12 protein-coding genes are annotated in these 15,836 nt (G+C 66.9%); 1 reads left to right on the top strand and 11 read right to left on the bottom strand.

Going from position 1 to position 15,836, the window contains the following annotated elements:
• Window positions 1-90: 90 nt before the first annotated feature.
• Window positions 91-2,229, bottom strand: a complete 2,139-nt coding sequence (locus BMZ02_RS10180) for a methyl-accepting chemotaxis protein (protein WP_091643151.1) — start codon at window positions 2,227-2,229, stop codon at window positions 91-93.
• 21 nt (window positions 2,230-2,250) lie between these two features.
• Window positions 2,251-3,417, bottom strand: a complete 1,167-nt coding sequence (locus BMZ02_RS10175) for an ABC transporter substrate-binding protein (protein WP_091643148.1) — start codon at window positions 3,415-3,417, stop codon at window positions 2,251-2,253.
• 247 nt (window positions 3,418-3,664) lie between these two features.
• On the opposite strand from BMZ02_RS10175, the gene speE reads away from it, so the two are divergent.
• A complete protein-coding gene (gene speE / locus BMZ02_RS10170; RefSeq protein ID WP_091643145.1) occupies window positions 3,665-4,528 on the top strand; it encodes a polyamine aminopropyltransferase in 864 nt (287 codons plus the stop codon).
• Between the two features lie 324 nt (window positions 4,529-4,852).
• Here speE and lpdA read toward each other — a convergent pair whose 3' ends face one another.
• From lpdA to tsaC, 9 genes are all read right to left on the bottom strand, one after another.
• Window positions 4,853-6,631, bottom strand: a complete 1,779-nt coding sequence (gene lpdA, locus BMZ02_RS10165; protein WP_091643143.1) for a dihydrolipoyl dehydrogenase — start codon at window positions 6,629-6,631, stop codon at window positions 4,853-4,855.
• Window positions 6,632-6,877: 246 nt separating this feature from the next.
• Window positions 6,878-8,566: a dihydrolipoyllysine-residue acetyltransferase gene (aceF, locus tag BMZ02_RS10160; protein ID WP_091643140.1), complete on the bottom strand. Its 1,689-nt coding sequence runs from the start codon at window positions 8,564-8,566 to the stop codon at window positions 6,878-6,880.
• 63 nt (window positions 8,567-8,629) lie between these two features.
• Window positions 8,630-11,287, bottom strand: coding sequence for a pyruvate dehydrogenase (acetyl-transferring), homodimeric type (gene aceE / locus BMZ02_RS10155; RefSeq protein WP_091643137.1), 2,658 nt, complete (start codon window positions 11,285-11,287; stop codon window positions 8,630-8,632).
• Window positions 11,288-11,487: 200 nt separating this feature from the next.
• Complete coding sequence (locus BMZ02_RS10150) at window positions 11,488-12,114, bottom strand: DUF502 domain-containing protein (protein WP_091643135.1); 627 nt, start codon at window positions 12,112-12,114, stop codon at window positions 11,488-11,490.
• 10 nt (window positions 12,115-12,124) lie between these two features.
• Window positions 12,125-12,832 carry a DUF4197 domain-containing protein gene (locus tag BMZ02_RS10145; RefSeq protein WP_425425077.1) on the bottom strand — a complete coding sequence of 236 codons (708 nt, stop codon included), beginning with the start codon at window positions 12,830-12,832 and terminating at the stop codon, window positions 12,125-12,127.
• Window positions 12,833-12,946: 114 nt separating this feature from the next.
• A complete protein-coding gene (locus BMZ02_RS10140; RefSeq protein WP_091643132.1) occupies window positions 12,947-13,261 on the bottom strand; it encodes a high-potential iron-sulfur protein in 315 nt (104 codons plus the stop codon).
• Between the two features lie 272 nt (window positions 13,262-13,533).
• A complete protein-coding gene (locus BMZ02_RS10135; RefSeq protein WP_091643130.1) occupies window positions 13,534-14,265 on the bottom strand; it encodes a hypothetical protein in 732 nt (243 codons plus the stop codon).
• 63 nt (window positions 14,266-14,328) lie between these two features.
• Entirely contained in the window at window positions 14,329-15,246 is a 918-nt protein-coding gene (gene hemF, locus BMZ02_RS10130) for an oxygen-dependent coproporphyrinogen oxidase (protein ID WP_091643127.1), read from the bottom strand.
• A 40-nt stretch (window positions 15,247-15,286) separates the two neighbouring features.
• Entirely contained in the window at window positions 15,287-15,835 is a 549-nt protein-coding gene (gene tsaC, locus BMZ02_RS10125) for an L-threonylcarbamoyladenylate synthase type 1 TsaC (RefSeq protein ID WP_091643124.1), read from the bottom strand.
• Window position 15,836 lies beyond the last annotated feature (1 nt).

The raw sequence follows: 15,836 nt of genomic DNA, 5'->3' as shown, positions 1-15,836 counted from the left end.
TCTCCGCTGGTGTCCCCGATCAGACGCAACCGGGCGCGACCCGGAGACTCTCCGGATCGCGCCCGACAGCGCCGCATCAGGGTAACACCATCAGGTGCGGAAACGCCCCGCCAGCTCACGCAGTTCGCCAGCCAGACGGACCAGTTCCTCGTTGGCGCGGGCGACCTGCTCGTTGGACTCGGCGCTCTCCCGGGCGATTTCGCTGAGGCGATTGACGCTCTCGTTGATGGTATCGGCCACCGCGCTCTGCTCCTCCGCGGCACTGGCGATCTGGGTATTCATGTCCGAGATCTCGGAGACCGTGGAATTCAGGGTCTCCAGCGCCGCCCCGGCCTCACCCGCCTGGGTCACGCTGGTTTCCGCCTGCTGATGGCTCTCCTGCATCACGGCCACACCCTCGTCGGCGCCGGCCTGGAGCTTTTCGATCATCTCCTCGATCTCGCGCGCGGACGACTGGGTGCGGCTCGCCAGCGTACGCACTTCGTCGGCCACCACCGCGAACCCGCGCCCGTGGTCGCCGGCGCGCGCCGCCTCGATGGCGGCATTCAGTGCCAGCAGGTTGGTCTGCTCCGAGACCTCCTGAATCACGGACAGCACCTGGGTGATGTTGTCGGTCTGCCCCTTGAGGTCACCGATGACCCGCACGGCGCGCTCCACGGCGTCGGACAGCCGGCTGATGGAGGTGGCGTTCTGCTCCACCACGGCCTGGCCATGAGTGGCTGCCTCGCGGCCGTTGTTGGCCAGTTCGGCGGCGTGCTGGGTGTTGCGGGCCACTTCCTGCACGGTGGTGGCCATCTCGTTGATGGCGGCCGCCACTTCCTCCGTCTCGCCCTGCTGGCGGCCGGTGGCATCCTTGCTCGATGCAGCCAGTTGCTCCAGGGACGCAGACTGCTGCTGCACGCCGTTGGCGGTCTCGACAATGTTGCGGATCATGTCCTGGAACGTGGCCATCATCTGGTTGAAGGCATTGGCCGTCTGCCCCAGCTCATCGTTGCGGCCCGTGTGGATGCGCATGCTGAGGTCGCCGGTCTGGCTGGCCTCGCCACCCATGGTCTCCATCTGCCGGCGCATCTGGGCGATGGGGCGCAGTACGCGCTGGATGGTGCGAAGACCGAACACCGCCAGCAACACAACCACGGCGAACGCCACGACCAGCACGGCATTGCGGCCTGCCGTGGCCAGGGCCTGGGCGGTCTCGGCAGCGCTGTCGGCCTCGGCAGTCACATAGGCTTCCAGCTCGCGCATGCTGCCACGCATGTCGGAGGTGGCTGAACGCACCGCCGCCAGGGCCTCGGCCTGGGTCTCCTCCAGCTCGAGCTGCTGCTGCCTGAGGGCGTAGACGGAGTTCTCGCCGTCGACCATGATATCGCCCAGGTCAGACACGATGTCGTAGAGTTCCGAGGCCATCTCGCGCTGCCCCGGATCACTCCACTCGGAATCCCGGATCTGCGCTGCCGACTGCAATGCCAGGTTCAGTTGCTGGTTGGCCTCGTTCATGCGCGTGCTGGTCAGCATGAAGGGATCGTTGATCAGGCGCAGGTTGCGGCCAAGCCCGGCCAGGTTGGCCACGGCCACCTGGATGTCGCCGCTGAGCCGCACGATATCGAGCCGCCGCTCCAGCAGGCCGTCCACCAGCATCGGCGGCAACGCGCGGACATCGCCGCCCACCGCGTCCAGCTCCTCGCGCAGTTCACGCTCCTGGCGCACCCGGCGCAGCGTCGCCTCGCCGGCCATGCGCTCGGCCTGGATCAGCACCTCGGCGATATACTCGTCCATGGTATCGACCTGGACTTCGATCTCTTCCAGGAGCTGGAGGTAATGGCTCCGGGTCTCTTCCAGGTTGCGGTCGGCGGAGACCAGGGTCGCGTAACCCTCGTTCAGCGCTGACGCCAGCTCCTCCGCGTGGCTGTCGTCGGCCGCCAGGCGCTCCAGATCACTGCTGGCGTCGTCGTAGTCGCTCTCCAGCTCCGCGAGCGGCGTCGCCCGGTCCAGCCCGTCCAGGCGCTCGGCACCGATCAGTTCGGCATGACGCTCGCCGAACCCGGCCATGACGTTGCCGATGTCGGTGCGTGCCGTCTGGTTGGGCAGCACCTCGCCGAGGATGTAGTTCTGGGTGTTCACCAGCCGGGCGTTGGAAAACAGCGCCACCGCCGCCAGCAGGAGCGCGGCAACGATGGCGGTCCCGAAGAGGCCCAGCAGCATGGCGCGGATACTCAATTGAAGGCGCATGTCAGATTCTCCTACCAGGGCCTAGTCGAACAGCTCGGACCAGTCCAGTGGTTCAAACTCGCCGTCGCGAATGCGGGTGGGCCAGACCGAGTCGCTGGCCTGATGATCGTCCGGTCCCAGGGAGAGGGTCTCGCCCAGCCCGATGTCGAACTCGCCCAGTGAGAGCAGGCCGTCAACGATATCCTCGCGCCCGGGGTTGTCACCGGCCTCTTCCAGCCCGGCGACGAACGTGCGCGCGGCCAGGTAGCCTTCCAGTGAGATGAAGTTCGGGTCGGTGTCCGGAGCGTGAGCGGCCAGGGCCTCGCGATAATCCTCGACGGCCGGCAGATCGGCGTCGTAGGGGGGCACCACCTGGGTGATCACCACGCTCTCCGCCATTTCCGGGTCCAGCGCATCCCGCAGCGCGTGGCTGCCCACAAAGGAGACGGCCAGGAAGACGGTATCGGGCAGGTCCCAGTAGGCTTCCTCCACGAACTCGGCGATCGGGCCGTGCACACCCACCATGATGATCGCCCGGGGCTCGGTCTCCGCCTCCAGGATGGTCGCCAGGCCGTGATGGATATTGGTGGTGCCACGGGTGTAGCGTCCGTGGGCGAGCGCCTCCGGGCGATTCACGTCGTGCGCCTCGAGCGCGGCCATGGCACCGCTGTGGCCAGCGTCGCCGAACCCGTCATTCTGGGTGAAGAACGCGATCTCGTCGGGCTCCACGCCGGCCTCCAGCAGGCCGTCGATCATGGCGGCGGTCTCCTGGTGGTAGGAGGCCCGGAAATTGATCACGTAGCGGTCGGGCGGATCCTGGCGCAACACGCCGGCGCCGGTGAAAGCCCCGAACAGCAGCGTCTCGCTGCGGTTGTGGATGGGGATGGTAACGATGGCCGTGGGGGTGCCGACGTTGCCGATGGCGGCGAGGACATCGTCCTCCTCGATGATTTCGCGGGTCAGCGGTGCCGAACGTGACGGCTCGTAACCATCATCCCGGCTGATCAGCTCCAGCTGCCGCCCGTTCACACCACCCGCAGCGTTGATCTCCTCGAAGTGGGTCTCGATGCCGGTGCGCATACCCTCGCCGAGGCCCGCGGCCCCCCCGGAGAACGGCGCGACGATGCCGAAACGCAGTTCCGCCTGGGCCAGGGCGGGTACGAGCAGAAGCAGCGCCAGCCAGCGCCCACGTTGCAGTCCCGGTGTCATGTTTGCCACCCCATTTATTGTGTCATTGGTACTGTGGTTGTCGGCGTTTTTCGCCCAGACATGAACTGTCAACCCGCCTGATCAGGCAGCGACTCATCACATGCCGCTTTCCGGCAGTCTGCCGGGGGTGCTGACGAGGAAACGCGCCGTGGTTCACAGACTGGTCACGGGCAGCCCCATTGCGCATAATCGCGCCGCGCATTCTCATCACATGCAGCCAAGGCCTGCAGTCAACGGGAGAGACACCATGGCACTGGACAGCGAACGCTGGTTCAGCGAGCCCTTCAGCGAGGAAGGGGTCGCGTTTTCACTGGAGGTCACCGGGAAACTGCATGCCGAGCAGACGCCGTATCAGTACATCGAGGTCTACCAGACCACGCACTGGGGGCGTCTGCTGGTGATCGACGGCTGCGTGATGCTGACCAGCCGCGACAACTTCACCTACCACGAGATGATGGCCCATCCGGTGCTGTTCACACACCCGGACCCGCGCAACGTGCTGATCATCGGCGGTGGCGACTGCGGCATGCTGCAGGAAGTGCTGCGCCACCCGGGGGTGGAGCGCTGCGTGCAGGTGGATATCGACGAGGGGGTGACCCGGGCCAGCGAACGGTTCTTCCCGGAGCTGTGCCGGGCCAACGACGACCCGCGGGCGGAGCTGCTGTTCCAGGACGGCGTGCAGTACATCCAGGATCTTCCCGCGGGCAGCGTGGACGTGGTCATCGTCGACAGCACCGATCCGGTGGGGCCGGCGGAAGGGCTGTTCGGCGAGGCCTTCTTCCGGGACGTGTATCGGGCCGTGGCGGACGACGGGCTGATCGTGCAGCAGAGCGAGTCGCCGATCCTGCACGTGGACACCATTCTGAAGGACCTGCACACCGCCATGCGCGGCGCCGGTTTCAGCCGGGTGGCCACGCTGCAGTATCCCGTGTGCAGCTACCCCTCCGGCTGGTGGTCGGCCACCATGGCGAGCAAGGGCGCCGATCTCACGCAGTTCCGGGAAGCGGACGCGGTCAGCAAGCCGTTCAAGACGCAGTACTACAACGCCGCCATCCACCGTGGCGCGCTGGCGGTGCCGGAGTTCTGCCGGCACCTGCTGACGGACCAGTAGCAGGCGGCAGGGGCGGTATCCGGCGCATCGGACGTGGTGGACCTGAAGATCCACCCGACGCCGGTCCGGCCGGTGGGCGGGGCGTGAGGGCGGTGGGGTGACTCACGGAGCTCCAACCCGCAGGCCGCCCGGCCCGAAGGGTGGCGGCAGGGACGCCGCCATCGATTCACAGCACAGGGATGTGCTGTGAATCGACCAGGCCGGAGGGGCGGAAACTGCCCTTCTGCAAGAAGGGCAGTTGGGCGGAGTGCGGAACCCCACCGCCCTCACGCCCCGACCACCGGCCGGACGTTGCCGAACCCCCTCACACGCGGGCGCCTGCGCCTACTTCTTTTTCTTCGGCACGTACAGGTCCGTGATGGTCCCTTCCGCCATCTCCGCCGCGAAGCAGACCGTTTCGCTGAGGGTCGGGTGCGGGTGCACGGTGAGGCCGATATCCGTGGCGTCGCTGCCCATCTCGATGGCCAGGGCGACTTCGCCGATCAGATCCCCGGCACTGACGCCGACAATGGAGCCGCCAACGACGCGGCCGGTTTCGGCGTCGAACAGCAGCTTGGTCATGCCCTCTTCACGGCCCATGGCCAGGGCGCGGCCGCTGGCCGCCCAGGGGAAAGCGCCTTTCTCGACCTTGATGCCCTGTTCCTTCGCCTGCTCCTCGGTGAGACCCACCCAGGCCACCTCGGGATCGGTATAGGCCACCGACGGGATCACGCGCGCATCGAAGGCGCTCTTCTCGCCGGCGATCACCTCCGCGGCCACCTTGCCCTCGTGGGTGGCCTTGTGGGCGAGCATGGGCTGGCCGATCACGTCACCGATGGCGAAGATGTGTGGCACGCTGGTGCGCATCTGTTCGTCGGCCTTGATGAAACCGCGGTCCACCTCCAGACCCGCCGCCTCGGCGTTGACCAGGTCACCGTTGGGACGCCGCCCCACGGCCACCAGGACGCGGTCGAAGGTGTCGTTCTCCGGCGCGTCCTTGCCCTCGAAGGTGACCTTGATGCCTTTCTTCAGCGCCTCCATGCCGGCGACCTTGGTGCCGGTGTAGATGTTCTCGTAGCGCGCGCGAATGCGCTTCTCGAACGGGCGCAGGATGTCCTTGTCGGCCCCGGCCATGAGGCGGTCCATGAGCTCCACGACGGTGACCTTCGCACCCAGGGCCTCGTAGACCGTGGCCATCTCCAGGCCGATGATGCCGCCACCCACCACCAGCAGCCGCTTGGGAATCTCCTCGAGCTCCAGGGCGCCGGTGGAGTCCATCACCCGCGGGTCGTCCAGATCCATGCCCGGCGGTGCCACCGGACGGGAGCCGGCGGCAATGATGGCGTGCTTGAACTTGATCGTCCGTCCGCCGTCCTTGCCGTCCACCTTCAGCTCGTGCGGGCCGGCGAACTCGGCCTTGCCGGTGACCGTCTCCACCTTGCGCTGCTTGGCCATGCTGGCGAGCCCGCCGGTGAGCTTGCCGACAACACTGGACTTCCAGTCCCGCAGCTTGTCCAGCTCGATCTTCGGCTTGCCGAAGACCACGCCGTGGTCCTTGAACTGCTCCGCCGTATCCAGGATGTGGCCGACATGCAGCAGCGCCTTGGACGGAATGCAGCCCACGTTCAGGCAGACGCCGCCCAGGGTGTCGTAGCGCTCCACCAGAATGACCTTGAGCCCCAGATCCGCAGCACGGAACGCGGCGGTGTAACCGCCGGGGCCGGCGCCGATCACCACCACGTCGCAGTCCGCGTCCGTCGGCGCCTCGGACGCCGCCGCAGGCTTCGCCGCGGGCTGACTGTCAGCCTTGTCCGTGGCCGGTGCAGCATCCTCCTTCGGCGCCGGCTTGTCCTCCTTTGCAGGCTCCTCGGCAGCCGCACCACCCTCGGCTGACTCCAGCTCCAGAATGGCGTCCCCTTCCTTCACCTTGTCGCCCACCTTGATCTTCACCGACTTGACCGTGCCGCCGGTGGTCGCAGGCACTTCCATGGTCGCCTTGTCGGACTCCAGGGTGATCAGCGACTGCTCGGATTCAACTGTGTCGCCTTCGCTCACCAGGACTTCGATGACATCAACAGCATCGAAATCGCCGATGTCAGGAACCGTGATCGTCGTTATCGCCATGGGTCGGATCCTTCTGTGTGTTCGTCTACGCAGGTCCGGCGCCGGGCATGCCGGGCGCGGCCGGATATCGTGATAGTTCATTGTCGGCTGGCACGAAGCGGTGAGGGCGGGGAGCGGGTGCCGGACTGTCTGCGAGAGGGACCTCGCAGACAAGCCTACACGGACGTATTCACGGCGTGTCCGGCACCCGCTTCACGTCCTCACCGCGCCCCGATCCCGGGCACCGAAACTGCCAGCCAATCAAGTTCACAACAGCAGCTTCCGCATATCCGCCAGCAGCCCCGCCAGATAGCTGGTAAACCGCGCCGCGGCCGCCCCATCGATAACCCGGTGATCGTAGGAGAGCGACAGCGGCAGCATCAGCCGCGGCTCGAACTCCTTGCCGTTCCACTTGGGCTTCATCTCCGACTTGGAGACTCCGAGGATCGCCACCTCCGGCGCGTTGACGATGGGCGTGAACGCCGTGCCACCGATGCCGCCCAGGCTGGAGATACTGAAGGTGCCGCCCTGCATGTCCTTGGGACCCAGCTTGCCGTCCCGAGCCTTGACGCTGAGCTCGCCGAGGTCCCTGGCGATCTGGTAGACCCCTTTCTGATCGGCGTCCTTGATCACCGGCACCACCAGCCCCTGGGGCGTATCCACGGCCACACCCACATTGATGTAGTGCTTGACGATGATGGCGTCGCCCTCGGGTTTCAGCGAACTGTTGAACTCCCGGTACTTGGCCAGCGCCCCGGCGGACGCCTTGACCATGAATGCCAGCGGCGTGAGCTTCACGCCTTCCTTCTCCGCGGCATCCTTCTCCGCCTTGCGGAAGGCTTCCAGCTCCGTAATGTCCGCCTCGTCGAACTGGGTGACGTGGGGCAGATTCAGCCAGCTGCGCTGCAGGTGCGGCCCGGAGAGCTTCTTGATCCGCGACAGCGGGACTTCCTCGACCTCGCCGAACTTGCTGAAGTCCACCGGCGGAATGGGGGGAATCCCCATGCCACCCTGGGCCGCGGCCCCGGCGGCTGCGGGTGCACCGGTCTGGGCCTGTTTGACCACGCCCTTGACGTAAGCCTGGACGTCGTCCTTCAGAATGCGCCCCTTGCGACCGGACCCGGTGACGTGCCCGAGGTCCACACCCAGCTCCCGGGCGAAACGCCGCACGGCGGGGGAGGCGTGTGCCCGCTTGTGGGAGTCGCTGTCGATGGACTGTGTCGGAATGGGCGCAGCATCGGCTTCCACCTGGTGCACCGGGTGGCGTGCCGGCGCCGGCTCCGCCGCCCCGCCGTTGCCGGCCGGAGCGCTGGCAGGGGCCGGCTCCTCGGCCGCGGCCTGCTGCGGAGGCTCGGCGGCGCCACCGCCCGCGCCCTGCAGCTCCAGAATGCGGTCACCCTCCGCCACCTTGTCACCCACCTTGATGTGAACGGCGCCCACCGTGCCGGCGGCAGGTGCGGGCACCTCCATGGTGGCCTTGTCCGATTCCAGGGTGATCAGGGACTGCTCCGCCTCGACCGTGTCACCTTCGCTCACCAGCACCTCGATCACGTCCACCTGATCGAAATCGCCGATGTCCGGCACGGTGACGGTCTGGCTGCCTCCGCCGCCGGACGCCGCCGGCTGTTCCGGCTCCGGTGCCGCCTTCGCGGCCTCGGGGGCGGGCTGCTGTTCCGCGGCATCTCCGGCATCGCCACCGCCGCTGTCACCGCCTCCGGCGGCGGGTTCCAGCTCCAGGATGACGTCGCCTTCCTTGACCTGATCGCCGACCTTGATCTTCACGCCCTGGACGGTGCCGGCCTCGGGGGCGGGCACCTCCATGGTCGCCTTGTCGGACTCCAGGGTAATGAGGGATTGTTCGGCCTCCACGGTATCACCGTCGGAGACCAGCACTTCGATGACATCGACGGCGTCGAAATCGCCGATGTCGGGTACCGTGATCGTCTTCGTGGCCATGTGCGGGTCCTTCTCAGACGTCTAGGCCCGGCGCCGCGCGGGCACCGGGCACGGGGATGCGGATTACGCGCGCGCCGGATTCAGCTTGTCCGGATCGATGCCGTACTTCTTGATGGCCTTGGTCACCGTGGCGGCATCCAGCTCGCCCTCGTCCGCCAGCGCCTTCAGGGCGGCGACGGCCACGTAGTAACGGTCCACCTCGAAGTGATGCCGGAGCTGTTCCCGGGTATCCGAACGGCCGTAGCCATCGGTACCGAGCACGTAGTAACGCCGGTCCATGAAGCCGCGGATCTGGTCCGGTACCGCCTGCATGTAATCCGACGCGGCGATGGCCGGCCCCTTGCGTCCGGACAGCTGCTGCTCCACCCAGCTCTGCTGCGGCTTCTTGTCCGGATGGAGCATGTTCCAGCGCTCCGCTTCCAGGCCATCCCGCCGCAACTCGTTGAATGACGGGCAGCCCCAGAGGTCCGCATCCACTTTCCAGTCCTGCTTCAGCAGGTCGGCGGCGGCAATCACCTCGCGGAAGATGGTGCCGGCACCCAGCAGCTGCACCTTCTTCTTGCCCTTGCCCCCGTCCTTGTAGAGGTACATGCCCTTGCGGATGCCTTCCTCGGCCCCCTTCGGCATGGCGGGCTGCGGGTAGTTCTCGTTCATCATGGTGATGTAGTAGAAGACGTTCTCGCCCTCCTGGTACATCCGCCGCAGACCGTCCTGGATGATCACCGCCATCTCGTAGGGGAAGGTGGGATCGTAGGACACGCAATTGGGAATGGTGGACGACAGCAACAGGCTGTGACCGTCCTGGTGCTGCAGCCCCTCGCCATTGAGCGTGGTGCGCCCGGCGGTACCGCCCATGAGAAAGCCCTTGGCCTGCATGTCGCCGGCTGCCCAGGCCAGGTCGCCGATGCGCTGGAACCCGAACATGGAGTAATAACTGTAGAACGGCACCATGTGGATGCCGTGGTTGGTATAGCTCGTGCCCGCGGCGATCCAGGAGCTGAACGCCCCGGCTTCGTTGATCCCTTCCTGGAGGATCTGGCCTTTCTTGCTCTCCTTGTAGAGCATGAGCTGGTCCGAGTCCTCGGGCTCGTAGAGCTGACCCACCGAGGAGTAGATGCCCATCTGCCGGAACAGCCCTTCCATGCCGAAGGTGCGCGCCTCGTCCGGAACGATGGGCACGATGTGCTTCGCCAGGTTCTTGTCGCGGGTGAGGATGGAGAGGATGCGCACGAACGCCATGGTGGTGGACATCTCGCGCTCACCGGACTCCTTGAGCAGCAGGTCGAAGGCGGACAGCTCCGGCACGGTCAGCGCGGGAGCATCCGTGCGCCGCTGCGGCAGGTAGCCACCCAGGGCCTGACGCCGCTCGTGCAGGTACTTCATCTCCGGCGAATCGTCGGCCGGCTTGTAGAAGGGCGCCTTCTCCAGCTCCTCGTCCGGCACCGGGATCTCGAAGCGGTCACGGTAATTGCGCAGCGCTTCGATACCCATCTTCTTCTGCTGGTGGGCAATGTTCTGGCCCTCACCGGACTGCCCCATGCCGTAGCCCTTGACCGTCTTGGCGAGAATCACCGACGGCTGGCCGGAGTGGTTCACGGCCGCATGGTAGGCGGCGTAGACCTTGTGCGGATCGTGGCCGCCACGGTTGAGACGGCGGATGTCCTCGTCGGAGAGGTTGGAGACCATCTCCTTGAGCTCCGGGTACTTGCCGAAGAAGTGCTCGCGGGTGTAGGCGCCGCCCTTGGCCTTGAAGTTCTGGTACTCGCCGTCGACGGCCTCCTCCATGCGCTTGAGCAGCAGGCCCTTGTCGTCCTTGGCGATGAGCGGGTCCCAGTAGGAGCCCCAGATGACCTTGAGCACGTTCCAGCCGGCGCCGCGGAACTCGCCCTCGAGCTCCTGGATGATCTTGCCGTTGCCCCGCACCGGGCCGTCCAGGCGCTGCAGGTTACAGTTGACGACGAAAATGAGGTTGTCCAGGCCTTCCCGGGCGGCCACATCGATGGCGCCCAGGGATTCCGGCTCGTCCATCTCGCCGTCGCCCATGAACACCCACACCTTGCGGTCGGAGGTGTCGGCGATGCCGCGGTCGTGCAGGTACTTCAGGAAACGCGCCTGGTAGATGGCCATGATCGGCCCCAGGCCCATGGACACCGTGGGGAACTGCCAGTAGTCCGGCATCAGCCAGGGGTGCGGATAGCTGGTCACGCCCTTGCCGCCCACGTCCTGGCGGAAACCGCGCAGGTGCTCTTCGTCCAGCCGGCCCTCCAGGTAGGAGCGGGCGTAGATGCCCGGTGCCGAGTGGCCCTGGATAAAGACCATGTCGCCGCCGTGATTCTCGTTCGGCGCACGCCAGAAATGATTGAAGCCCACGTCGTAGAGCGTGGCACTGGAGGCGAAACTGGCGATATGGCCGCCCACCCCCGGGCGTTCTTCATTGCCCTGAAGCACCATGGCCATGGCATTCCAGCGGATGATGGAGCGCAGACGCCATTCCAGGTGGTGGTCACCGGGGGAGCGCTTCTCCAGGTGCGGGGGGATGGTGTTCAGGTAGGCCGTGGTGGCCTTGAAGGGGATATGGCCGCCGCGACGGCGCGCCTTGTCAACCAGGGTTTCCAGAAGGAAGTGGGCCCGGTCCGGCCCCTCCATCTCGATAACCGCCTCCAGGGCTTCCAGCCACTCCCGGGTCTCCTGGGGGTCGATATCGTCCGGTTTCTCAGCCATGGACCTGCCTCGTTGTTATGCCCCGCACCCGGGCCCGAGCCATTTCCCCGTTTCGGGGTGGCTACCGATCATCGCCTTGTGAGCGACGACGCCATGAGTGCATGAGCGTGAGTTTTCTGTATGCGTCTCCTCGACCTCCCCATCATAGAAGCCCCGCCCCTGGCTGACTACACGGTATTTTACCCTTTCAGGACAAGCGTTTATTCCGCCTGTTTATGTTGCGATGCGCCACCGCCACCCTGGGTCGACATCCCCGCGGTCACCGCAAACCGCATGGCCTCGTCCATGCCCATCTCCACCGGCTCCAGGTGTTTTCTCTGGAGAATCAGGGTGTAACCACCGATCTGGTAGCTCATGGGCAGATAGACCGCGACCTCATCCTCGCCGCCCATGTTCTCCGGAAGGCCTTCCCACGCCTCCCGGGTCACGAATCCCAGCACCCGTGCCCGGGTGTCGCCCAGCGGCAGCCGGACCAGCACGACCTGGGACGCCTCGCGGCTGCCATCGCGGGAGACGAAGGCCATGATGTCCTGCAGGGCGGAGTACACGGTTTTCACCAGCGGAATCCGCTGCAGCAGGCGCTCCCCCAGCCCGAAAAGCCGCCGGATGAGATAGGCCTGCAACAGGAACCCAACCAGAAAGACCAGCACCACCCCCAGCAGCAGGCCGAGCCCGGGGACATACCAGCTCTCCGGAAGGATCAGATTGAGGACACCGCCGAGCACATCCTCCGCGGTGCCGGCCAGCCAGATGACCAGATAGACGGTGACGAACACCGGCAGTACCGCGGCCAGCCCCTTGAGAAACACACTGCTTACCTGGCGCATGCCGGACTCCTTAACGGCCGAAGATGTCGCGCAACAGTTCCGTGGTGCGCGCGGCCGGATCGGCCCGGATGCGCGCCTCCTCTTCCGCCAGCACCGTAAACAGGCCGTCCAGGGCCTGATCGGTCACGTAGCGGTCGAGGTCCAGGTCCAGCCGGGGCAGCAACGGCATCTGGTTGTAGCTGTCGCGCAGGGGCTGATAGACCCGGTAGACGCCGGCCGCATCCATCTGCTCACGCACCACCGGCTGGTACCGCTCGCGCAGCTCGGACTCGGACTGATCGCGGAGGTAGCGGGTCGCCGCGTCGGAGCCGCCGTTCAGCACCGCGTGTACATCCGCCGGCCGCATCTCGCGGATTGCGCCTGCAAAGACGGAAGCCGCCTCGCTGGCCGCCTGCTCGGCCGCCCGGTTCATGCTCCGCTCCAGCGCGTCCACCTGACCACCCAGACCAACGCGCTGCAGCTGTGATGCCGCGGCGTCGAACTGGTCGGGGAGCGGGATGCGGATGTCCGCGTTGCCCAGGTAGCCATCCTCGCGGGCCGTGCGATCCACCGTCCGCTCGGTGCCGACACGCAGGGCGTCGCGCAGGGCAGCAGCAACCCGGTCATCCCCTTCTTCGGCCGAGTCATCCCGGTCGAACGGCGGCATGGGCAGGTCAATCGCTTCGCATCCGGTAACAAGAACGGCGGCCAGGGCGGCCGCCAGCAGTCGATAAGGCATGAACGGGCTCCCTGCTGTCGTGGCCGACCAGTATGGCACGGGGCGAATCCGCGGGTGCAAAACGAAAAAAGCCCTCCATGGGGAGGGCTTCGGCGTCGCTGGTTCAGCAGCCGTTCAGCCGGCCCAGACGCTGCACCAGCCTTCGTCCTTGACCAGTACGTCGGAGAAGTCCGGGTGGTGGCACTCGCCCCAGCCGTTGTCGCTCTCTCCTGCCCAGAACGCGCAGTTATCGCAACGCTGGCCGTCCTCGTAGCCCTCGTGATCCGCGTCCGCGGCATCATTGACGTAATCATGGGCGTGACCGTCTTCGGCCTTCGCCATGGCCCGGACATCCCGCTGGTGCACCAGCGTGCTCAACGGCAGCGCGGCCACCGCCATGGCACCGGTCTTCAGGAACTTGCGACGACTCGTATCGGTTGGTTCCGTCATGATGGATCCTCGTGGGTTGCTTTCTGTCTTTGGTGAATCTGGTGCTACCCGAGCCACCGCGCAGGCGCGGTGGTGGTGAAAAGCGAGGGTGGCGCACACGCACCGCAGGCATCCATGCCCGAATCCTCGAAGGTCGCCGCGCACACGATTCACGGGCAACCAGGACGTCCGACCGCCCCCGCACAGGGGAGTTCAGACGTGATACCGGGAAGAGGATGCCATCAACCGGCCGGTCGAGGCCAGTGCGGGGCGGCTTCGGCGGGGAATCCCCCTCAGCGATCGCTCTGGCGCGCCACCCGCCCGCCCTCGCTCAGCCAGAGCAGTGCGGGCGAGGCGGCATCGTCGGCGCGATACTCCATGGTGAGTGCGTCGTCACTGGGGTCGGGCCGATCGCGCCCGGTCACCCGGAACCGGCGTCCCCGGTAATCCACGAACCCGGGGAACACCCGGATGCGCGCCGGCGGCGCATCCGGATCCGGCGCCCACAGCCGTTGCGCCGGCCCCTCCTGGAGCAGCGGCGGCTGGGGGCAGAGAAGCCGGGCAGGGGCCGTCGGCGGCACGCCGGCGTCACCGTCGGCACCCACGGCCGGGAGGGTATCTCCGGGGTCGTCGGTCCAGCCCGCCTGGGCGGCGTGTTCGGCAAGATGGCGCCGCAGCACCGCGTCCTGGGCTTCGTAATCCGACGCACTTTCCAGCGGATAGGGGTGGTGCCAGACGGCATCGGGCGGCCGGCGGAGCGCCCTGAGACGGATGCTGCGGAGCAGGTCGGGGCAATCCGGTTGCGGGCCGGCACCGAACCACTGGAATGCGGCATCGCCCTCCGGGTCCCGGATCAGGCAGGCAAACCGCCCGCGGCCGGACCACCCGGCGCAATAGAGCTGCAGCACCCGGCGATGGCGGGCGCCGACGCGATCATGCGCCGACTCCGGGCACCCGGTGAGATGGCGGATCACCAGGGCGAGATGGACCCGGTGCAGGGTCGCAACTGGGGCTGCTCCGGCCATGGCACACCTCCGCGCTGTCAGCTGGGGATCAGTGTGCGTGGAGCGCGCCCTGCCGGCTTGTCTCTATGCGTCGTCCAACCACTCTCGCGGCGTCAGGTAACGTGCGGACAGCTCCGCCTCCGGCGACCCCGGCTCCGGGGTATGGCCGTATTCCCAGCGCGCGAGCGGCGGCAGCGACATGAGGATGGACTCGGTCCGGCCACCGGACTGAATGCCGAACTTGGTCCCCCGGTCGAAGAGCAGATTGAACTCCACGTAGCGGCCCCGCCGGTAGAGCTGGAACTGCCGTTCACGATCCCCGTAGGGCATCGCGCGCCGCTGCCGGACAATGGGCAGGTAGGCGGGCTCGAAGTGGTCGCCCACGGAGCGCATGAAGGCAAAACACTGCTCGAACCCCCATTCATCCAGATCATCGAAGAACAGACCGCCAACGCCGCGCTGCTCGTTGCGATGGGGAAGATGGAAGTACTCGTCGCACCACTGCTTGTAGCGCGGGTAGACGTCGGCGCCGAAGGGCGCGCACGCATCGCGGGCCACCCGGTGCCAGTGCCGGCAGTCGTCGTCGAAGCCGTAGTAGGGCGTCAGGTCGAAGCCGCCGCCGAACCACCAGACCGGCCGGGCGTTCTCGCGCTCCGCGATGAAGAACCGGACATTGGCATGGGCCGTCGGCACGTAGGGGTTACGGGGGTGGATGACCAGCGACACGCCCATGGCCTGGAAGCTGCGGCCGCTGAGCTCGGGCCGGCGCTCGGTTGCCGCCGCCGGCAGACTGGCCCCGTGAACATGGGAGAAGTTGATACCCGCCTGCTCGAAGACATCGCCCTGGTACATGACCCGGGAGCGTCCACCACCCCCTTCCTCGCGGACCCAGGCATCCTCCTGGAACCGGCCCTGGCCGTCCTCGCTCTCAAGGGCCTGACACAGCGCATCCTGCAGGCCCAGCAGGTAGGCCCTGACAGCATCCGGTGCGGGATCACTCATGATGATGCTCCGATTCGTTCTTGCCGATCTCCACGACACGCTACCGGCGCAGCGTGGCGCCGGTGGTTCCGTCCCGGATCTCGGAGGGGCGTGCCCGCCCGCCCGTCGCGCCGGGGACCACATGATCCACGTGGCGCCCCAACCGCCACTGCGCTTCGCTCGCGGTACGCGCCGGCCGTGCACCACGACGGTTGGCGCTGGTGGAGACCAGCGCGTCACCGAACCCGTCGCTGAGGCGCGCCGCCAGGGTGTGATCCGTGACCCGCACGGCCACGGTCCGCCGCCCGCCGGTCAGCCACACGGGAACATCCGCGCGGCATGGCAGCACCCAGGTCACCGGACCCGGCCAGGTGGCCAGGGCCTGATCCAGCTGGGCAGGCGTGGCCGCCAGGTAGGGCATCAGGGCATCGACCCGGTTGGCGATCAGAATCAGGCCCTTGCCCTGTGGTCGCCCCTTGAGGCGCCGTAACCGCTCCACGGCGCCGCGGTCGAGCGGGTCGCAACCCAGGCCGAAGACGGCCTCGGTGGGATAGGCGATCAGCCCGCCCCCGTTCAACACGCGCATGGCGGGCAACAGGGAGAGGTCCATG

Origin of the sequence: Aquisalimonas asiatica, from assembly GCF_900110585.1 — a bacterium.
Classification (GTDB): domain Bacteria; phylum Pseudomonadota; class Gammaproteobacteria; order Nitrococcales; family Aquisalimonadaceae; genus Aquisalimonas; species Aquisalimonas asiatica.
The sequence above is the reverse complement of the archived record's forward strand: the minus strand, read 5'-3'. Positions and strand labels throughout refer to the sequence as shown.